17 protein-coding genes are annotated in these 21,106 nt (G+C 45.2%); 10 read left to right on the forward strand and 7 right to left on the reverse strand.

Features of this window, described 5'->3' with window-relative positions:
- Window positions 1–60: 60 nt before the first annotated feature.
- The 3 genes from G6N79_RS06210 to sucC form a co-directional block, all read right to left on the reverse strand.
- Window positions 61–873 carry a hypothetical protein gene (locus G6N79_RS06210; RefSeq protein ID WP_103906807.1) on the reverse strand — a complete coding sequence of 271 codons (813 nt, stop codon included), beginning with the start codon at window positions 871–873 and terminating at the stop codon, window positions 61–63.
- A gap of 65 nt (window positions 874–938) precedes the next feature.
- Window positions 939–2,252 carry a glutamate-1-semialdehyde 2,1-aminomutase gene (gene hemL, locus G6N79_RS06215; protein WP_103906808.1) on the reverse strand — a complete coding sequence of 438 codons (1,314 nt, stop codon included), beginning with the start codon at window positions 2,250–2,252 and terminating at the stop codon, window positions 939–941.
- Between the two features lie 257 nt (window positions 2,253–2,509).
- Window positions 2,510–3,709: an ADP-forming succinate--CoA ligase subunit beta gene (gene sucC / locus G6N79_RS06220; RefSeq protein WP_103906809.1), complete on the reverse strand. Its 1,200-nt coding sequence runs from the start codon at window positions 3,707–3,709 to the stop codon at window positions 2,510–2,512.
- A gap of 232 nt (window positions 3,710–3,941) precedes the next feature.
- On the opposite strand from sucC, the gene G6N79_RS06225 reads away from it, so the two are divergent.
- The 6 genes from G6N79_RS06225 to G6N79_RS06250 all read left to right on the forward strand — a co-directional run bounded on the left by G6N79_RS06225 (window position 3,942) and on the right by G6N79_RS06250 (window position 9,646).
- Window positions 3,942–4,595, forward strand: a complete 654-nt coding sequence (locus tag G6N79_RS06225; protein ID WP_103906810.1) for an ABC transporter ATP-binding protein — start codon at window positions 3,942–3,944, stop codon at window positions 4,593–4,595.
- A 1-nt stretch (window position 4,596) separates the two neighbouring features.
- Window positions 4,597–5,064 carry a hypothetical protein gene (locus G6N79_RS06230; RefSeq protein ID WP_103906811.1) on the forward strand — a complete coding sequence of 156 codons (468 nt, stop codon included), beginning with the start codon at window positions 4,597–4,599 and terminating at the stop codon, window positions 5,062–5,064.
- A 4-nt stretch (window positions 5,065–5,068) separates the two neighbouring features.
- Window positions 5,069–5,611, forward strand: coding sequence for an HAD family hydrolase (locus G6N79_RS06235; protein WP_103906812.1), 543 nt, complete (start codon window positions 5,069–5,071; stop codon window positions 5,609–5,611).
- Window positions 5,612–5,617: 6 nt separating this feature from the next.
- On the forward strand, window positions 5,618–7,087 hold the full coding sequence (locus tag G6N79_RS06240) for a S41 family peptidase (protein ID WP_103906813.1): 1,470 nt from the start codon (window positions 5,618–5,620) through the stop codon (window positions 7,085–7,087).
- Between the two features lie 69 nt (window positions 7,088–7,156).
- Window positions 7,157–8,605, forward strand: a complete 1,449-nt coding sequence (locus G6N79_RS06245) for a S41 family peptidase (protein ID WP_103906814.1) — start codon at window positions 7,157–7,159, stop codon at window positions 8,603–8,605.
- A 30-nt stretch (window positions 8,606–8,635) separates the two neighbouring features.
- Window positions 8,636–9,646, forward strand: coding sequence for a LacI family DNA-binding transcriptional regulator (locus tag G6N79_RS06250; protein WP_103906815.1), 1,011 nt, complete (start codon window positions 8,636–8,638; stop codon window positions 9,644–9,646).
- A 3-nt stretch (window positions 9,647–9,649) separates the two neighbouring features.
- Here the strand turns inward: G6N79_RS06250 and G6N79_RS06255 are convergent, their stop codons facing one another.
- From G6N79_RS06255 to G6N79_RS06265, 3 genes are all read right to left on the reverse strand, one after another.
- Window positions 9,650–10,069, reverse strand: coding sequence for an OsmC family protein (locus tag G6N79_RS06255; RefSeq protein ID WP_103906816.1), 420 nt, complete (start codon window positions 10,067–10,069; stop codon window positions 9,650–9,652).
- A 710-nt stretch (window positions 10,070–10,779) separates the two neighbouring features.
- Window positions 10,780–12,072, reverse strand: a complete 1,293-nt coding sequence (locus G6N79_RS06260; RefSeq protein ID WP_103906927.1) for an SGNH/GDSL hydrolase family protein — start codon at window positions 12,070–12,072, stop codon at window positions 10,780–10,782.
- Between the two features lie 19 nt (window positions 12,073–12,091).
- Window positions 12,092–13,312, reverse strand: coding sequence for an OmpP1/FadL family transporter (locus G6N79_RS06265; RefSeq protein ID WP_103906818.1), 1,221 nt, complete (start codon window positions 13,310–13,312; stop codon window positions 12,092–12,094).
- A 181-nt stretch (window positions 13,313–13,493) separates the two neighbouring features.
- Between G6N79_RS06265 and tpx the strand changes: the two genes are divergently transcribed.
- On the forward strand, window positions 13,494–13,991 hold the full coding sequence (gene tpx, locus G6N79_RS06270; protein WP_103906819.1) for a thiol peroxidase: 498 nt from the start codon (window positions 13,494–13,496) through the stop codon (window positions 13,989–13,991).
- Between the two features lie 81 nt (window positions 13,992–14,072).
- Here tpx and G6N79_RS06275 read toward each other — a convergent pair whose 3' ends face one another.
- Complete coding sequence (locus tag G6N79_RS06275; RefSeq protein ID WP_103906820.1) at window positions 14,073–15,245, reverse strand: trans-sulfuration enzyme family protein; 1,173 nt, start codon at window positions 15,243–15,245, stop codon at window positions 14,073–14,075.
- A 198-nt stretch (window positions 15,246–15,443) separates the two neighbouring features.
- Between G6N79_RS06275 and G6N79_RS06280 the strand changes: the two genes are divergently transcribed.
- The 3 genes from G6N79_RS06280 (at window position 15,444) to G6N79_RS06290 (ending at window position 21,045) form a co-directional block, all read left to right on the forward strand.
- Window positions 15,444–17,345: an alpha-L-fucosidase gene (locus tag G6N79_RS06280; protein WP_103906822.1), complete on the forward strand. Its 1,902-nt coding sequence runs from the start codon at window positions 15,444–15,446 to the stop codon at window positions 17,343–17,345.
- Between the two features lie 4 nt (window positions 17,346–17,349).
- Window positions 17,350–19,671 (forward strand): glycoside hydrolase family 95 protein, encoded by a 2,322-nt coding sequence (locus tag G6N79_RS06285; protein WP_103906823.1) that lies wholly within the window; start codon window positions 17,350–17,352, stop codon window positions 19,669–19,671.
- 246 nt (window positions 19,672–19,917) lie between these two features.
- Window positions 19,918–21,045, forward strand: coding sequence for a helix-turn-helix domain-containing protein (locus G6N79_RS06290; RefSeq protein ID WP_103906824.1), 1,128 nt, complete (start codon window positions 19,918–19,920; stop codon window positions 21,043–21,045).
- Window positions 21,046–21,106 lie beyond the last annotated feature (61 nt).

Consider the following 21,106-nt stretch of genomic DNA (forward strand, 5'->3'; position numbering starts at 1 on the left):
GAATAAAAGAAACGGCCCGATGCATGTGCATCGGGCCGTTTCTCTATGTTTAATGGACGATTATTGTGCCATTAAGTTGATTTTTCTTTCTACGGAAACGTTGTCTCCAGTAATCGCGTTTCCATCTTTATCGACCAATGTTAATTTAACAGTGGTTTCGCCTTTAGGCAAATTCAAGATTTCGTAAGGAACCCATTGATCCAATACAAATTCCTGACCGTTGATATCCGCTTTCACTTTGTTCGCATCTGCACCCAATGTGGTGTTGGCAACAAAAAAGTCTAACAACAGGACATTCGTCTCATCACCTTTATAATCGCCTTTCGGTCTGCTGTAGAAAATAGCAGGTTGTGAACCAACAGGGATTTCTGTTACCGTACCGTCTGCATTCACCTTGAACTTGATCAATTTCGAAGCGTCATTCGTTTTGATGGACTCATGGAATGAACGTGATAGGAAAGACATCAAGTAGTGTTCTGAGTTAATAGGAACCGTTACGGAATGCTCAGGTTTGTAAAGTGCAACATACGGTGTGTTATCCAAGATAAAGTGGATATGTTGTCCGTCATGCGAATTCGCCATATGGTGTGTATGCTCAGTCTGTTCAGTTAATTTGAAGTTCTGAACATCATATTTCACGGTAATTTTCGCTGAGTCAGCACCCACCTTCTCTGAAGTGATCCCTGCGATCTTCAAAGTCGCTCCTGGGAAGTCTTTTGCATGCTCCAATGGATTAACGCCAATAGCGCCTACAGTATCCGCTAAAGCAGTGCTATCCTTGATTTCACCTTCTTGGTTTTTGGTCGGTGTATTACATGAAGCAAGTACTGCAGATGCTGCCAATACTGCTAATGCTGATTTAAATGTTCTCATTATTTATTATTTAGTCATTTCTGTTTACTCTAGTATAACAAAGATGATGCTAAATTGTTCATTGTTTATTGAAATACAATATCTAACGCCTCTTTAATAGCTTTTATGGTAGTTTTAAGGTCCTCTTCGGTGTGTGCAGCGGAGATAAAACCAACCTCGTAACCAGAAGGACCAAAGTAGATTCCTCGGTTCAGTAACTCGCGGTGCATCACTTTATATTTCTCCATGGATGCCGGATCGATCTCATCCGCACGTTGGATTTTTGGATTGCTCGAAAATGCAAACCAGAAAATTGAACCTATCGTGGTCAGATGCACTTCATATCCTTTTTCTTCAATAAAGGCACGCAATTCAGCAACAAAATCCTGAGTGGTCTGTTCTAATTTTTCATAGAAACCAGGTTGTGCCAACAGATTGAGTGCAGCGATGCCCGCAGCCATTGCAACAGGGTTTCCAGATAGTGTTCCTGCTTGGTAAACGGCACCATCAGGGGAAATGCACGCCATTAATTCTTTAGATGCACCATAGGCACCTACTGGCATGCCACCTCCGATAATCTTACCATAGGTGATGATGTCCGGTTGAATGTCGTAATATTTGGAAGCACCTTCGAATCCTAGACGGAATCCCGTGATCACTTCATCCATGATCAATAGCGATCCATTGGCTTTCGTAATATCGCGTAAGAAGTGGATATAGTCCTTGTCTTGAATCAACAAACCATTATTGGCTGGAACACCTTCAATGATTACGGCAGCAATTTGGTCTTTAAAGTCAGTAAATACTTGTTCCAGCGCAGCTTTATCATTCAGGGCGATGACAATGGTCTCATCGGCAAATGCCTTCGGTACGCCTGCAGATGAGGTCTCGCCAAAGGTTACCAGGCCGGATCCAGCTTTCACCAACAGCGAGTCTGAGTGACCATGGTAGCAGCCTTCGAATTTTACAATCTTATCCCTTTTGGTATATCCTCTTGCCAAGCGGATGGCGGACATGACCGCTTCCGTACCTGAGCTGACAAAACGAATCTTTTCGATCTTTTTGTTGTTGCTCAAAATCAATTCGGCCAGGTCATTTTCCAATGCTGTCGGAGCGCCGAAGCTCAATCCCTTACCTAACTGTGCGGAAACCGCTTCTCTAATTTCTGGTGTGTTATGCCCAAGGATCAAAGGTCCCCAAGAGCAGCAGAAGTCGATGAACTCGTTGCTATCGGCATCCCATAAATGGGCCTTGTCGCCACGCTCAATAAATAGGGGAGTTCCATATACTGATTTGAAAGCCCGAACCGGAGAGTTCACTCCGCCAGGGAAATATTGTTTTGCCTTTTCAAATAACTTTGCCGATTGGTCACGAGAAATATCCGAAGCAGATGTTGTCATAGTATTTTGTATTTGTATGCTGCAAAATTACTATTTGTTTCTGGATTTAGCAGATCGGAAACTAAAACCTCTGCTAATTAGGGAAGGCTTTTGGGATTTTGACTTAATTGTTATAAAATGAGCGGAGTTTCTATGTGCTAACCGGCCAGGAAATCCATTCGAAAGTGGGGACAATTTGGATATCCATAAAAATTCAAGAGCCCGATGGAATTTCCATCGGGCTCTCGTATGTTTTGCATACCAAAAATCGGTATTGCTTATTTTCCTTCTTCTAGGACTTTAGTTACCAATTCAGCAGCTTCTTTCAATAAGATTGCTGAGTAAACCTGAAGACCAGAGTTGTCGATCAATTCTTTTGCTTCTTTTGCGTTTGTTCCTTGAAGACGAACGATAATTGGCACAGGGATGTTTCCGATTTCGTTGTAAGCATCAATTACACCTTGAGCAACACGGTCACAACGAACGATACCACCGAAGATGTTGATCAAGATCGCTTTTACGTTAGGGTCTTTCAAGATAATGTTGAAACCAGCTTTAACTGTTTCAGCATTAGCAGTACCACCAACGTCCAAGAAGTTTGCAGGCTCACCACCAGCTAGTTTAATGATGTCCATTGTTGCCATAGCAAGACCAGCACCATTAACCATACAACCCACGTTACCATCTAATTTCACGTAGTTCAGGTTGAATTCACCAGCTTCAACTTCTGTAGGATCTTCCTCAGTGATGTCGCGCAATGCAGCGATTTCTGGATGACGGTACAATGCGTTCTCGTCCAAGTTCACCTTCGCGTCAACCGCTAGGATCTTGTCATCAGAAGTTTTCAATACCGGGTTGATTTCGAACATAGAAGCATCGATGGAATCGTATGCTTTGTATAATGCAGCTACGAACTTAACCATATCTTTGTGCGCAGCACCGGATAGGCCTAAGTTGAAAGCGATTTTACGTGCTTGGAAACCTTGAAGACCAACTTTAGGGTCAATCTCTTCTTTGAAGATCAAGTGAGGTGTTTTTTCAGCAACTTCTTCGATGTCCATACCACCTTCTGTAGAATACATAATGATGTTGCGACCAGTAGCACGGTCTAACAAAACGGACATGTAGAATTCTTTAGTTTCGCTGTCACCAGGGTAGTAAACGTCCTGTGCGATCAAAACTTTGTTAACTTTTTTACCTTCTGGACCAGTCTGCGGCGTTACAAGTTGCATCCCGATGATGTCCGTAGAGCGTTGCAATACTTCATCATGGTTTTTAGCCAACTTCACACCACCACCTTTACCACGGCCACCCGCATGGATCTGTGCTTTTACCACAACCCAATCCGAGTTGAATTCTTCTTTCATTCGCTTAGCAGCCTCAACAGCTTGCTCTGGGGTTTCAGCAACAATACCTTCCTGTACTCTTACTCCGAAACTCTTAAGTATTTCTTTTCCTTGATATTCGTGAATGTTCATTGATAAAAAAATTTGCAGTAAAAATAGCGTATTTATTCGGAAGGGTCAAGTTATTATTTCGATAAAATTGAGCTTTTGTATAATTGTTAGCCTGACTTTCGGTAATTCCACAAGGGCTGCTCGCAAAACGCTACGCATGGCTCCAGTTGGTGACAAAAAACCGAATGGAACCTCAGCTGATGATGCTTTCACTTTTTAGCCATTGTTTTTGGAAATTTAGTATTTTCGCACTATGATCTTAAAGGCCAATAACATTTTCAAATCGTACGGAGACCTGGAAATCCTGAAAGGGGTAAGCATTTCCGTGAAGAAAGGGGAGATCGTTTCCATTGTAGGTGCCTCCGGTGCCGGTAAGAGTACCTTGCTGCATATCATCGGTACGCTGGATAAGCCCGATAAGGGAACCGTCGTGATTGAGAATCAGGAAGTCTTTGCACTGAGCGAAAAGAATATCGCTGACTTCAGAAATCGCCATATTGGCTTTGTCTTTCAGTTTCACCACCTGTTGCCCGAATTTACCGCACTGGAGAATGTCTGTATTCCCGGATTTATTGCCGGTACGGATCGGAAAGTCGTGGAGCAGCGCGGCATGGAGCTCTTGGAGACCTTGGGGGTGGCACATCGCGCGCAGCATAAACCTGCTGCCATGTCCGGTGGAGAGCAACAGCGCGTATCGGTCGCTCGTGCCCTGATCAATAACCCAACCCTGGTGTTGGCAGATGAGCCTTCCGGTAACCTCGATTCGGAAAATGCAACCGCCCTGCACCAACTGTTCTTCGATCTGCGCGATAAGTTGCAGCAGACCTTTATCATCGTCACCCACAATGAGGACCTCGCCCGGATTTCCGATCGAACCATTCATATGCGGGATGGGTTAATCTATTAATATGGAAAAAATCATCATTACTTTCGGCACCCGCCCATTGGCGCAAAGGCTGTCGAATTTATTACAAGATACCTATGAGGTGCTATTTGCGACCTCCGAAGACCTTCCCTCGTTCCTGGGAAGTAGATATGGCAAGATTCCAACCGGTGTAAACCCCACTTTTGCCCACGAACTGTTGAAACTGGGACTTGATCAGGAGGCAAATTATATCCTCCCGTTGGGGCTGGCGGAGATTCAGACGCTTTCCGATTCCAAAATCCTGTTTGAGGAATATGGGATTCAGGTGCTATGTCCGGACAGGAATGACCTCGAGACTCTTTTTGTTCTTGAAAACCCCAATGCCCAACTGGGTATGCACCTCCTTAATAAAGGGGAATCCCTGCTCGGTGAACCCATTCCTGAAACCGTGTTGACTGGGTTGTTCGCAGCGGATGATGATGGCGATAGTGTGGCGTTAATTACCGTGTAATAAGATGACAAGAGAAATACCTTTAGATAAAAAACTGTATTTATTTGAATTGGACGATGTCCTGTTTCCCAAGCAGGATTATTTGTTACAAATCTACTACCTCTTTGCGCAATTTGTGGAGTTTACGGAGGGACGTGCCATGGCTACGGAGTTGGTGAACTTTATGAAGGAAACCTATTTGGCCAAGGGCGAAGAAGCTGTTTATCCAGAGGCTGCAAAAAAGTTTAGTTTTAGCCAGGATTATAGTGAAAATATGGGCAGATTGATGGTTAATGGCCACTTGCCATTGAAATTGATCCTGCCAAATTCGATAAAATTGTTGTTTGCCTCCATACTCGAAAAAGGGGCAAAAATCGCCATACTTACCAAGGGCAACCCGGCTATGCAATTGAATAAATTGAAACATATCGATTGGCAGGGATTTGACAAGCAGATGAAAGTTTATTTTATCGATGAATTGCAGTTCAGAAATATAGAGCCAATTAGTTATATTGCTTCTGAAAATCAACTCGATCAAGAGGAGTTGATTTTCATCGAATCAATGTAACTAATTATGAAAAAAAGCATCGTTTATATTTCGTTGTTGCTGACGTTGTTCATGACCTTCGGATGCAAGAAAAGTGAAAGCTTAGAGCCTCTTTCGCAAACCGAGCTGGAGTTGATGGACATGACCTACCTGTATGGCTTGTATCTTTCACTTTGGACGGAAAAGCTTCCCCAACCTGAGCCACTTGCCAATGGCGATCCCAACCTACGTAAGTATACCGAGAAATTCCGCAGTGCCGAGGAGGTATTGGAAAGCTTGAAAGCCAAGACCGGATTTGATAGGTTCAGTTTTATCGACCGTGGGGGAAGAGTTTCCGAAGAAATTCAGGAAGGTGTCCATGTCGAGACCGGTGCAATGCCCATCTACTTAAGATCAGGGAATAATGGCAACCTATTCATCAAATTGGTGCAGAAGGGATCTCCAGCAGAAGCTGCTGGACTGAAAAGAGGCATGCAGGTGATAAGTATCAATGGCAATACCAAGATGGACTATCGAACCGACAGCCTACAAGGTTTCTCCAACTTTTACAAGTTCTATTCCGGGGAAAACCTGACACTCGTGGTTAAACCAGAAGGACAGACCCAGACCCGTACGATCAGTCTTCGCGGGGCGCCTTATAAATTGAATCCTATCTTGACCAGCAAGGTCGTGGAATCCACTGCTGGAAAAGTCGGCTACTTTGCCTATACTTCCTTTATTGCTGTTAAAGATACGGCGGATAAGAAAACCGAATATTATTACGCGCTAGAACAGATGTTTACGGACTTTCAAGCCCAGGGTATTAAGGAGCTAGTCGTTGACCTTCGGTATAACGGCGGTGGTGCAGTCAATACCGCGGAATTTCTGGCCAATATGCTCGTGCCTGTAGCCCACGGAAAAGCTAAAATGTATGAGTACAAAGTCAATAAATACTTGGTAGGCGAAGGGTTGAACAAAGAAGGAAAAGCATTCGGACCGACCAATTTCAATAAAACGAATACCCTAAATCTGGAACGTGTCTATTTCTTGGCCACCAAGAGCACGGCATCTGCGAGTGAACTGCTGATGAACTCGCTGGCGCCCTACATGGATGTACAGATCATCACCATCAATAATGAGGGAACCTACGGTAAGCCTGTAGGCTTTTTCCCGGTAACTGAAGAAAAAAGTAAAGCAGATATCTATATCACTTCCTTCCAGATGATCAATAATGATGGATATGGCGATTATTTCACTGGATTAAAAGGGCAGAAGGCCGACTCCAAGGACGGATATTCCAAGGAATTGGGAGACCCAACGGAGCAAATGTTTTCCGATGCGTTATACAGCATAAACAATGGCGGTCGGTACCAATCGGCAAAAGCCAGTGCAAGCCGGGCAGCAACAACCGGTGGAGCAAGCAGAGAATCCATTGGTAGCCCCAAGACGAATACCTACCGGGATAATATGTATAAGTTCTCGAAAAGTAGTCTGCTAAATCTACAATTACCGAATTAATCCTTTCATTTTTTTGGGAGTCCATGATTTGGAATTAAATTTGAAGCGACATTGTTTTTGGAAAACACTATGAGAAATATTCCGTTTGGGAAATGGACCGTGTTATTGGTGCTGTTAGCACTGATCATCGGTTGTAAAAAAGATATCACTAAAATTGAACCTCCGCCACGTCCTGGTGATGGAAATAGGACAGAGGATCAAAAAGTTAAAGACGAGATATATAACCAGTATAAAAGGCTTTCCTATTGGGAAGAGTTCATTCCTGTTTATAATCCTGCATCTTCATTTACGGATCAGTTCAACAATGCCGATGCGGTGTTGGCACGCCTGATGAGCATGACGCCTCAGTATACGCAATATGAATTCCATCCGGATCGGGTAGGACCTCTCGATCACTACTCCTGGATTGAATATACAGATGAGGAAGGTAGCAGGGCATCCAAGGCTGATCTTGCCGATGGCTACGGTATGGTCGTCTATTTTATTGAAGATCGGAAGGATAGCTTATATGTTGGTTTTGTAGAAGGCGGTTCGCCGGCTGAAGCAGCAGGCCTGGAACGAGGGGACAAGATCATTGAGATGGCCGGAGATAAAAAGATGGTCAGCACAAATGCCGAAGCAATTGAACGCTATGTGCAACAGAATACTCTACCACTGACCTGGATAACCAAGGATAATAAAACCATTTCTAAAACTTTGACCTATACCACTTATGATATTCAGCCTTTTCAATTGGCGAAGGTATTCAAAGAAGGTGGGAAGGATATCGCTTATATTGGGTTATCTTCCTTTGAGGAACTGACCAATGGAGGTCGGGCTACGGAAATGAAAAACAAGATCGATCAAGCCTTTACTGATTTTGCCAAGACCTCGGCTAAAGACCTGATCGTGGATCTTCGCTACAATGGTGGCGGCTATGTCAGTTCTGCGGCTTACCTGTTAAACAAGATCGTGAACAGTTCTGGCAACAACAAGCTGATGTTCAAATATGATCTCAACAAGAACCTAGAGGAAGAAAGAGCAGAAGGCGATACGGAGTTTGCTGATGAGGTCTTTAAGAAAAGCAGCACCACAGAATTTGCCAATGTGTATTTCCTGACTACGTTCGAAACGGCCTCTGCCGCTGAGATTATCATCAGTGCTTTGAAGCCATATGCGAATGTGAAAGTACTCGGCTATAACGGTGCGACCTACGGTAAGCCTGTTGGATTTTTCAGGGAGGATATAACAGCCGATATCGGGTTGTGGGCAGCTTCCTTTAAGATTATCAATGCGCAGGATTTTACGGATTATTGGGATGGTATCAAGTGTGACTATCCGTATATTTATGATAACGTTGAATATGACTTTGGGGATCCCAATGAGGACATGACCCGTGCGGCGTTGAACCTGATTACGACCGGAAAAATTGCCGCAACACAAACTACGGCACGATCTCGCGTAATCAAAAGGTCATTTTCTCCACAGGTACGTGTTCCGGTAAATAAAAGGCCTGTTCGGGAGATGATCAAAGACTAATTTCATCAATTAATTGCTAACTTTACCGGCATGGCAGGAAATAAACCAACCACGATCAAGGAAATCGCAAGGAAACTCAAGATTTCACCTTCAACGGTGTCTCGCGCGTTGAACGATCACCCGAGTATTGGCTTGGTGACCACAATGCGGGTAAAGAAAATGGCAGAAGAGATGGCTTATGAACCCAATCAGACGGCAATCTTCTTCAAGCAGCGTAAGACTTTTACCATCGGGGTCATTCTGCCGAAATTATCGGAACCTTTCTTTTCCGAAGCGATCTCTGCCATTGAGAATGTTGCTGAGGACAAGAAATATACCGTGCTCCTGGGGCAATCCCTGGATGAAGAAAACCGTGAGTTGAACATTATCCAGACCTTCAAGAAACACCGGGTGGATGGAATCCTTATTTCCCTGAGCAAGACAACCGGCGATATGGATTTCTTGCAAACTTTGGCAAAGACTGAAATTCCCATTGTATTCTTCGACTGTGTTCCCGATCTGAAAGATGTACACAAGGTATACAGCGACCTTTCTTCAGGGATGGAGGAAGCCATCAGTGCCTTTGTGGATCGTGGGCATCAGAACATCGCGTTGATCAATGGACCTGAATCGCTATTGGCTTCGAAGGAGCGAGCTGAAGCATTCCAACAGGCGCTTCAGAAAAAAGGAATCGACAAAAAGAATGCATTTATCGTGCATACGGATCTAACGGAAAAGGGCAATGAAGCCGCAATGGAAAAGATCTGTAACCTGGCCGACCGACCCTCAGCAGTGGTGTCCTTCAATGATTTCGTGACCCTCGACCTGATCCGTTACGCCAAACAAAGGGGAATTGTCCTGAATCAGGATATGTTCTTCATCAGCTATGCGAATTATCCATTGTGGAAATACATGGATAATCCTCCGATGGGGAGTATCGAGCAGTATCCAGATCAACAGGCCCAGAAAGCCGCGGAGATCCTGTTTGACTGTATCGATAAAAAAGAATATACCACAACTCCGCAAGATGTGGTATATCCGTCCAAATTGGTCTTAAAGTAAACTCTACTTATTGATTTCGATACTGTAGGTGATATCGATGCCGCCATTGGCCAACATATCGTGTACAGAGCAATATTTCTTTACCGCTAATTCGGCAGCTTTCTGTGCTTTCGCCTCATCAATAGTTCCTTTCAGTTTAAAGGTGATGTGGATTTGCGTAAAGATATTTGGGATCTCGTCGCGGCGTTGACCCACAACTTCCACATCGATATCCTGAAGATCCTGACGCTGTTTCTGCAAGATCGTAGTCAAATCGAATACACTGCAGGATCCCAACGCCATCAGCACCAATTCCATGGGTCTTACGCCCTTGCCTTCGCCACCGATCGACTCCGGACCATCCACATGTACCTTAACCGCTGATAATTCGCTGGAAGCCTCGAAATGCACTCCTTGGTTTTGTCTTTTTAAATGAACTCTCATGATCTATGTTTTATGGAACAAAGGTAGCTAATAGGGATTAGAATTGGTAAACGGAAGGGTAGAATAGTTGTCTTTACAGAGTAGGGTAGAACCCGTTGAAGGTAAGGCTGGCAACCCCGCTAGGGGTGTCACTATTTTAGAAATACCTCTAGCGAGGTTGTATGGGTTATTATATCAACCATCATCACCCAATTTTCCAAGCCAAAATCCGCTGGCGCAAGAGTTGTGCGGTTGGTTGTGTGGTGGGTCTCTTGTGCCTAAGACCGTGACATGGGATTCTTCCCCCAGCTTAGCTTCCTTATGTCGTATCAAAAACCTTTGTGCATTATTTATATTAGCCACCTTGCAACCCCGCTAGGGGTGTCACTATTTTAGAAACACCCCTACACATCATTAAGCCCTACCATCCCGATTTTTGGTTTGCTTTAGCAAACCAAAAATCGGGATGGTAGGGCTATTTAATCTTATAGCTCGTGCTAAAATAGTGACACCCCTCCGGGGTTGTATAGCGCCTATTCCCTCCCAAAATAACCTGCCTTTTTTAAAGCCTAAAACAATACTAGCGCAAAAGTTGTGGCAGGACAATAGCGTTGGACAATTGTACTCTGGTCATCCTGCATCCCCCTTTCTATCTCACATCTCACATCTCCAATCTCAATTCTACCCAAAACAAAAGCCCTTCTTTAAAAGGGCTTTTGTTTTGGGTATTACTAGTTGGGAAAGCTGACGCCCCCATATTTACTGACATCTATTTTCGGTACTTTCGAATTGTATTTCGCATTGATGGCATCGATAAAGACATTGGCTACCACAGCATTTCCGATCGGAGTCAGGTGGATACCGTCTAGAGAGAATGCATTACCTGTGATGAAGGCTGCGGAGATATGAACGCCATTGTAGTTGTATCCTGCTTTCACTTTGTTCAGGAAGGCATTTACATCAGCCAAGGCGAGGTCTTTACTGTCTGCAACCTGTTTGATTACAGCATTCAATTCCTTGATGCGTTGCAATACTTCAGCTACCTCAGCTTTATCCAAGACTGCGGAATCCTCAATTGGGTTGAGTGGTGAAAATCCATATCCGTTTTGACCAAACCTAGCAATGTTTGCGCGGAAGGTCAGACCGAATAGATCGCCCTCTTCTGCCGGACGAACACCTGTTTTGGTCTTGATCAACAGCTTTAGGTTAGCTGTTGCCGGATTTGCGGCCAATCCTGCGTTGATCATCTGTAACGTAACGGTGTTGAAGAAAGGAACAACCGTAACATCCGGAATAGTCGCAACAACACCTTTTTGCTGCTTAGCAGTCAATCCGTTGATGAAGGCATTGTACAATTGTGTAAACTGCGCTACACTGATCATTGTTTTGGTTGGATCATCCGTTGCTGCTGCGCCGTTCATGGAGTAACCCAACACATCGTTATTACCTAACCAAAAGGAGAAGAAAGTATGCTCTTGGCTTACGGCATATTGCATATAGGTTGTTTTGCCAACTTGGTTTTCTGGCAATAAACGCTCAAAGTAAGGATTGCCAAATTGCGACCCGAAGATTTCTGCGAAAGCAAGGTCCAGGCGCATCCCCGGAACCCCTAAATTCTGGATCGGATCGGTATGTTTGGTATACAAAGGATTGCCCAATGCGTTCTTTCCGCGTTCGGCTTGTGCCGGTACAAATTCTGTTTCGGGACTACCGTTTTCATCAAATCCCTTCAATCGTAGGTAACCGGAGCCATTGGCCTCGGCCTCACTGAAAAATGGAGAGGTAAAAGCTCCACCACCAACGGTTTTGAACTGCTCTGCCATCAGGTTCGGGAATGCGACGCGCTGCCCTGCAAGGTATAGTCCATTATCCGCATACCCGGAGGTCAACGAGTTCCCTACAGCGATGAATTGCGAGAAATCCGCTGAACCTTTTGCTGGTTCAAACTCATCCAAAGAAGGTTTACATGAAGTAGCGAGCGCTAGGGCTGCTAATCCGATATATAGTTTAAAGTTCTTTTTCATTGTTTTCATAATTTAGAGTCTACCAAGAATACGAAACGGAAATACCTGGTGCATGGATGTTGGTCTCATACGCACCGCTCAACTGTGTTTCCGCATTTGTCGTCGTTCTTTTCAGGATTTTCTGGAATACATACGCTGCGGACATCTGCCAATTTGGGTTGAATTTATAGGTCAAACCACCAGCTGCCATTACCCGGTTGTTATCCGGCGTCTCTGGGTAAACATATTTCGACTGCACCGGCGTGTACACATACCCCGCACCTACGCGTAAGTCCAATTTATCGCTAACCTCATAGTTGATACCTGCTTTCCCGGAGAAGGCATTTTGGTATTTTTTCTCCGAACGCGTATCCTGTAGGGTTGGTGTGTTGTTTTCGTAATCGAATACCAATTCCTTGTAAATGCTGTAGTTGATCAGGGAACCATCGATCGCTGCTTTTACCTTTTCACCCAATGGGAAGGCAATCCCGATGTTGAAGGAAGAAGGCAACGGCAGTTCGGCATCGAATTTTCCGTTCGGGAAGTTTGCCGCCAAGGCTGCTGGTACTTCAAATTCAGCATCTCCACCTTCCAATTTCGTAACGACCTTCGAACGGTAGTTTAGGGAAATGGCAAATTGGTCATCCAGGTTGTAATGTACACCAAGGTTATAGCCCATTCCGGTACCTGTTCCTTTCAAAGTTGCTTGTCCTGCTGTTCCATCCGGATAAAATACCGGTAATGCACGGCCAAGATCAACAAGACCAATATTGTACACAAATCCACCACCAACGCTGAACTGGTCGGTAAGCTTAAAGCTGACCGTTGGTTGGATGTAAATGGCACGCATGGACAGGTGTGTCAAGGAGAAGCGGCCAGGCCATTCTTTTCCCCAGTCTACACCACCGCCGAATGGGGTGTAAACACCGATCCCGGCTTTCCACCACGCACCCTTAGGGCCAAATGTAGCATAAACACCAAATGGTGGCGAGACTTGAAATTTCGTGTGATGAACATCGTTGCTTCCTCTTTCCTGGAAAGCAGAACGATACATAATGGCGCTTCCGCCGACCTGACTGGCATTGCCATCCATTTTTACCAAGGCGCCTGGGTTGTAAACTATCGATGTTTCATCGACAAACAGTGCTGAACCTGCGCCAGCCATACCCACAGCCTTCTGGCTTTGCGTATTTACTTGAGAACCCTGCGCAAATAGGAGCGAAGGTGAAGCTAATAACAAACAGAGTAGTAATCGTTTCATAGAGTTATTGATTAGCAATTTTCCTTATAATCGGTTATTGATATGCTAACATAGTAAAATTTTTATAATTTACTTATAAAACTTTGTCATTTTTTAATAAATCCCGACCTTATAATTTTTAATCAAAACATAATTCCGGTATATTAGTTTTCATAATAAAGAAAAACAAAAAGTTTATTTTATGGCAGAAGTATCATTTAAAGGAAATGCAGTGCATTCCAGTGGAAATTTACCTAAAGTAGGTGAAACAGCTCCCAATTTTACATTAACAGCTGGCGATTTGTCACAAAAATCATTGCAAGATTACAACGGAAAGAAAGTCATTTTGAACATCTTCCCGAGTATCGATACAGGTACTTGCGCAATGTCGGTTCGACAGTTTAACGAGAAGGCTTCCGGATTGGACAATACCGTGGTGTTGTGTATCTCTAAGGATCTTCCATTTGCGCAAAGCCGTTTCTGCGCGGCCGAAGGTTTGGACAATGTTGTTACACTTTCGGACTTTAAGAATGAGGAATTCGATCAGGCATACGGCGTGAAGTTCGTCGATGGTCCGCTTGAAGGATTGTTGAGCCGCAGTGTGGTGGTAATCGGTGAGGATGGAAAGGTGATCTATACCGAGCAAGTTGCTGAAACTACGGAAGAACCAAACTATGATGCTGCATTGGCGGCATTGTAATCCGTATCAAGAAACATAAAAGAAAAGCTGCTTATTTTATCGTAAGCAGCTTTTTCTATTTTTATAATACCTTTTAATCTTTTATTTCGAGGCATCCAAGGCCTGAAGAATATCTTGAATAATATCCTGTTGGTCTTCTATACCGATTGATAGCCGAACAGTTCCCGGGCGGATACCCAATTTTTCCCGCTCTTCTTCTGTTAATTTAGAGTGGGTCGTGGAGGCCGGATGTGTGGCGATACTGCGCGAATCGCCAAGGTTTGAAGTATATAGGATCATTTTCAAATTGTCCAGGAAATTAAAGGCTCTTTCTTTGCCGCCCTTTACTTCGATCGTGACAATACCACCACCTGCTTTCATCTGTTTCTTTGCCAATTCATATTGCGGATGTGATGGCAAGAACGGGTATTTGACATCCGCTATTTCTGCATGCTTCTCCAGCTCCTGCGCTAAAGCCAAGGCATTGGAACAGTGTCTGTCCATGCGCAAGCCCAAGGTCTCGATGCTCTTGGAAAGCACCCAAGCATTGAAAGCAGACATGGCCGGGCCCGTATGACGGATAAAGAACATCAATTTGTCGATGAGTTCCTGATTGCCGACAATCACACCACCCAAAACACGTCCTTGACCGTCCATATACTTCGTTGCGGAATGGATGGAAAGGTCGAAACCGTACTTCAATGGTTTCTGTAAGTATGGCGTTGCGAAACAATTGTCGATAGCGAAAATAATATGCGGGTATTTTTTCTTGAGTCCACCTAACCATTCCAGGTCAACCAATTCGAGACCAGGATTGGATGGGGATTCCAGATAGATAAATTTCGTGTTGGGTTGGATGGCTTTCTCCCATTCCTCAGGGTTAATGGCATCCACGTAAGTCGTGGTTACACCCCATCTTGGGAAAAGCTGGGTGAATAACTGATGCGTAGATCCAAAGATCGCACGGGAGGAAACGATATGGTCCCCCTGTTGGATAAATCCGGCGAAGGTCGCAAAAACTGCACCCATACCGGATGCGAATGCCAAACCGGCTTCAGCTTCTTCCAGTAGACAAACCTTATTGATGAATTCCGTCGTATTCGGATTGGCATAGCGGGAATAGACCATCGCCTCTTCTTCTTCGGCGAAAACCGCACGCCCTTGCTCAGCACTGTCAAAGATGAAACTGGATGTCAGGTATAGCGGAACAGAGTGCTCCCGTAAGTTGGAACGCTGGGCCTGTTCGCGGATTATTTTGGATTGTTCGTTATTCATGATTGACAAATTTATTTACTTTTCAGGAAAATCCACTCGCTTGGTCGATTAAAATATGAGATTTTTTTAAAATCCTCGAATGCAAACCGTTGCGTTGTGGGCTGGCATTCTGTTTTTTGTAAAATAACTGGTGCATACGCTGGCTGGGCTTGAAATATTTGGGTATTTCTGTATCTTAAGGGTTCATTAAAATCAATCATGAAAAAATCTAACCTATTTGCCTTATTTCTGTTAAGTCCTATGCTTGCGATTTCCCAGACTGAACCTGCTCCGTATGGCGCACTGCCATCGGAAAGACAGTTGAAATGGCACGAAATGGAAATGTATACCCTGATCCATTATACGCCGACCACCTTCCAGAATAAGGAATGGGGATTTGGCGATGCCGACCCGCAAATTTTCAATCCGTCGAAATTTGATGCCGACCAGATTGCTCGAGCAGCAGCTTCTGGCGGATTTAAAGGTTTGATTTCCGTAGCGAAACATCACGATGGTTTCTGCTTGTGGCCGACCAAGACTACGACCTACAGCGTAGCGAGTTCCCCATGGAAAGAGGGGAAGGGAGATATGGTTAAGGAATTCATGAAAGCCTCCCACGATAATGGTCTTGAGTTCGGCGTGTACCTTTCGGCATGGGATCGCAATGATACCCGCTATGGTTCAAAAGCGTATGCGGATGCCTACCGGGATCAATTGCGGGAGTTGATGAGTAATTACGGGCCTTTATTTACCTCCTGGCACGATGGCGCCAATGGGGGCGACGGATATTATGGTGGGAAGAATGAAAAGCGGACCATCGATCGCAGTACATATTACGAATGGCACGAGAAAACATGGCCAATCGTTCGGGAGTTACAGCCCATGGCGATGATCTTTTCGGATGTCGGTCCGGATATGCGCTGGGTGGGCAACGAAAAGGGATTTGCAGCAGAAACGAGCTGGGCGACACTCACCCCCCGGAGTAAGGACGGGAAAACACCGGTTCCCGGGGAGGTTGATGACAGCAATCTGCCAACAGGAGACCGCGGCGGACAGTACTGGATCCCTGCTGAATGCGATGTGCCCCAGCGACCGGGATGGTTCTATCACGAAGACCAGAACGATAAGGTCAAGACCCCAAATCAGCTTTTTGAGATTTACCTGAAGTCCGTTGGCCGTGGCGGTGGCATGAATCTAGGGCTTGCGCCAATGCCAGAGGGGGTATTGCACGATAATGATGTGAAATCCCTGGCCGCTTTTGGCGAAAAGATAAAAGCGACATTTGCAGAGAATCTGGCTGCAGGTGCACAGGCGAAGGCCTCCAATGTTCGCCAGAACAACGAAAAGTTCAATGTGCAGCATTTGTTCGACCAGGACCGTTATACCTATTATGCATCGGATGATAACGTACATAATCCATCTATCGAGATTACCCTGCCCAAAGAGCAGGAGTTTGACCTGATCCGCTTGCGGGAAAATATCAAGTTGGGTCAGCGTTTGGATAGCGTACAGGTGGAAACATGGGCGAACAATGCCTGGCAACCTCTTGCTAAAGCGACCAGTATCGGTGCCAATCGCTTGATCAAGCTCTACAAACCGGTGAAAGCACAAAAATTACGGGTCACACTTTATGCTCCTGTTGCGCCGACACTTAGTGATTTTGCCCTATTTAAAGAGGCTCCATCGGATTTTAAATTTGATGTCCTGGATCGGAATAAGGTCCCTAAAGATCAATTGAAAATGATCTCAGGCGATAAAAATGCTGCCCTTGCCTTGGATAACAATACCTCGACGGTATGGGAAACACTGCTGAGCAATCCGAAGTACGTGGAAATCCGGTTGGCAAAGACACAGCAAATCATCGGAATGAGTTACACACCACGGAGCGATGGAAAATTGGCTGGCGTACCTACCAAATATGAGGTGCAGCTCAGTATGGATGGCAAGGCCTGGAATACCGTGCACATTGGCGAATTTTCAAACATCAAGGCCAATGCTACCCCGCAGAACATTACGTTCTCAGCACCTCAAGAGGCGCATTATATCCGGTTCATTCCCAAGGATGTCCTGAGTGCGGATAAGGCGTTTTCCGTTGCGGAATTTGAAGTTTATTTGAAGTAGAAACATGAAGTATATTTTAGCAGGTGTTGCACTCTTTTGTGCCGGGATCTCCCAAGCGCAGGATATGAAATTATGGTATAAGGAACCTGCCCAGCAATGGGAGGAAACCCTACCTCTTGGCAATGGCCAGATTGGCATGATGCCGGATGGCAAGATCAATGATGAAGCCATCGTGCTGAATGAAATCTCCATGTGGTCGGGGTCCAAGCAGGATGCCAATAACTATGAGGCAAAACATAGTGTGCTCGATATTCAGCGCTTGCTGTTTGCTGGTAAAAACGACGAAGCCGAAGCCCTCGTGAACCGGAATTTTGTCTGTGTTGGGGAAGGGTCAGGTCAAGGCAATGGTGCCAATGTACCTTACGGTGCGTTTCAGAATTTTGGCTACCTCAATTTCCTGTATTTTCACCAAGGGCAACCAAGTGCCTACAAAAGATGGTTAGACCTCGCTGAGGCAAAAGCCTATACAGCGTTTACACATGATGGCGTGCAATATACACGCGAATATTTCACCTCCTTTGCCGATAATATTGGTGTCATTAAATTGAAAGCCGATAAGAAGAAATCCATCACCTTCGCTATGCATTTCTATCGCGAGGAACACGTGGATTCACACCGTGTAAATGGTAATGAGATCCTGATTTCTGGTGCTTTGCCGGATGGCAAAGGCGGGAAGGGGCTGCGGTTTGCAGCCAAGTTTAAAGTGCTGGTGAAAGGTGGGACCTTACAGAATCACGATAACCAAATTATTGTTAAGGGCGCTGATGAAGCAGTGGTGCTGTATACAGCATCCACAAGTTATTATGGACATGATCCAGTGGCCTACGTGGAAAAAGAATTGAAAAAGGCAGAAACCAAAAGCTATGCTGCTCTGGACAAAGCCCATGACACCGAATACAAACCGTTGTTCAACCGGGTGTCGCTCCAGTTAACGGATGCGCAGCCTAAGGATCAAATCCCAACTGTCGAAAGACTGGCTGCATTCTACAAAGATCCCGGTCAGGATAATGGGTTGGCCGCCCTGTATTATCAATTCGGCAGGTACCTGACCCTTTCCAGTACGGCTCCGAAGGTGGCAAAAGCCCTACCACCCAACTTGCAAGGCTTATGGGCACATCAGATCCAGACCCCTTGGAATGGCGATTACCACCTGAACATCAATGCCCAGATGAACCATTGGGGTGTTGAGGTCAGTAACCTATCGGAATACCATACTCCTTTTATTGCGATGATCAAGAATATTGCTGTAGAAGGGAAGAAGACAGCTAAAGCCTATTACGATGCACCTGGATGGGTGGTGTATATGATGACCAATCCATGGGGCTATACCGCACCCGGGGAGCATGCCTCCTGGGGGGCAAGTACAGCGTCGGGTTGGCTATGCAATCACCTTTGGGAGCATTATCAATTTACGGGAGACAGGGATTACCTGCGGGAAATCTATCCGGTGCTGAAAGAGGCAGCGGAATTTTATAAAGCGACGATGGTTAAGGATCCGAAGACCGGGTGGTATGTAACCTCGCCTTCGGTATCGCCGGAGAATGGCTTTCGGATGGAAAATGGCAAGCGCGCTGCAGTGGTGATGGGGCCGACCATTGATAACCAAATTGTGCGGGAGCTTTACGAATCTGTGATTGCTGCCGATCAGCTTTTGAACTTGGATGATGCTTTTGCGAAGGCGCTGCAGGAGGATATCAAGCTTCTTCCGCCAGCTGTCCGTGTCAGCAAGTCGGGGCGTGTGATGGAATGGCTGGAAGATTATGAAGAGGTGGAACCCCAGCATCGCCATGTCTCGCACCTGTATGGACTATATCCAGCGCATTTTATCTCACCGGTGAGCACACCCGAATGGGCAGCTGCCGCCAAGAAAACATTGGAGGTCCGGGGAGATGAGGGGACTGGTTGGTCTAGGGCGTGGAAGATCTTGTTCTGGGCGCGCCTCCACGATGGCGATCATGCCTTGGAGATATTGAGGCAATTGCTACAGCCAGCACTTAACCAACAGACAACGTATGGAGGCGCTGGAGCTGGAACCTATCCCAATCTGTTCTGTGCCCATCCGCCATTCCAGATCGATGGAAACTTTGGTGGTTCCGCCGGAATTGCGGAAATGTTGATCCAGAGCCATGACGATGCCATTCATCTCCTGCCAGCCCTGCCGAAAGCTTGGGCAGACGGACAGGTAAAAGGATTGAAGGCGCGTGGAAATTATACCGTCGATATCCAGTGGAAGGACGGTAAAGTGGTTGATTATAAGATTGCCGGTAAGAAAGGAGAGCAGGTGAGGGTCTTGAAAAAAGGTGAGCAAATCGAAGTGACCTTATAAATGCATACCTAATTTTCAACGGTTAAATAACAGTTTTACAGGAGTTGAATGGACCTTCAACTCCTGTTGTTTTTTGCTGCTTTTTAGCAAGAAAAAATTCGTGTTCGCCATCCATCCACACCAATTCCCGAAATCAAGCTGAAATATTACGCTAAAATGGCTACAAACACTGTTTTATTAAGGAATTATCAGAAAAATTAATCTCATCTTTTTAATTTCTTAATACTAGTAGGTTATACTTGTTTTATGGCTTATTTGCTGATACTAACGGTTATTCTGGGGCTGATTGTACTCCTTTATTTTAATATCAGAACCGTGCGTGATGAACGTGCGGAGTTGCTCCGGTTTTTAGCCTTTGGGTCGGTGATCGTGTTGTTGGATAGTTACTTTTTGCCAAGGCTTTCTTATCCTGTTCTGCAACTTTTTAAAAGTAGCCTGAGTTTGTGCCTAGCTTCGGTAACCTCGATATATATCCGCAACAATCTTTCGGAATTCCGTACCTCCGGATATCTGGTGTTGTTGGCCATATTTCCATTTACCCTCTTTTTTGTATTCTTTATCTTCCATACGTTCTTTGCACACCAGATCGCAGACGGTTTCGTCTATGATTATCTTCGTTTCTTCCAACTGCAGGCGCGAGCACCTTTGTTCGTGATCGCCTTGGTATATGACCTGACTTCCATTCTTCCAAAACGGCAGAAATGGGATAAACTGTCGACAACCATCGACGGACAACTTGCCTTGGCCCTCATTGCGGTAAAGATCATCGTGCTTTTGCTGATCCTGGGTAATGGTCTTATCTTCGGAACACGCTATCTTCTCCTAGTCCCAGATTACGGATATGCCCTCCTGACCTTATTGACGGTATTCTATTACAGGAATTTTACGCGGATCCAATTGCGCATCAAATACCTCCTCAAGCAAAATGCATTGTCGACCATTTCGGATAATGATCATGCTCCGGTCAAGTTGAACCAATTGCGCTATTACGCTTCGGTCATCGATCAGCTGGTTACTGGACAGAAGCTGTATCTGCGGGAGAACCTCCAATTGAAGGATCTGCAGTCTAATTTTACGTTTTCCATTTCGGAGCTGCAAAAGGCAGTGGAGAATCATTTAGGTGGTTCATGGGAGCATTACCTCAATAAGAAGCGCATCGCCCATTTTCTGGAACATATTGATCTGAAAGTTCTAGGGAAGATGGACCCTACACGTATCTCGGGTGAATTGGGTTTCTCCACTCGAGCGAGTTTCGAAGCGGCTTTCGAGGAAATTGTGGGTTGCAGTTTCGGGAAATACAACGCCCAAAAGATGTATCCGGTATCGGAAAATAAATTGCTGCTGTTGGGCAAGAGCAAGGATCTGCTGAATTGAACTTTCCTTTAATCTATTGACTACTGACCCCTTCTATATAAAAAACCAGCCTCCAATTTGG

The organism is Sphingobacterium lactis (genome assembly GCF_011046555.1).
GTDB lineage: Bacteria > Bacteroidota > Bacteroidia > Sphingobacteriales > Sphingobacteriaceae > Sphingobacterium > Sphingobacterium lactis.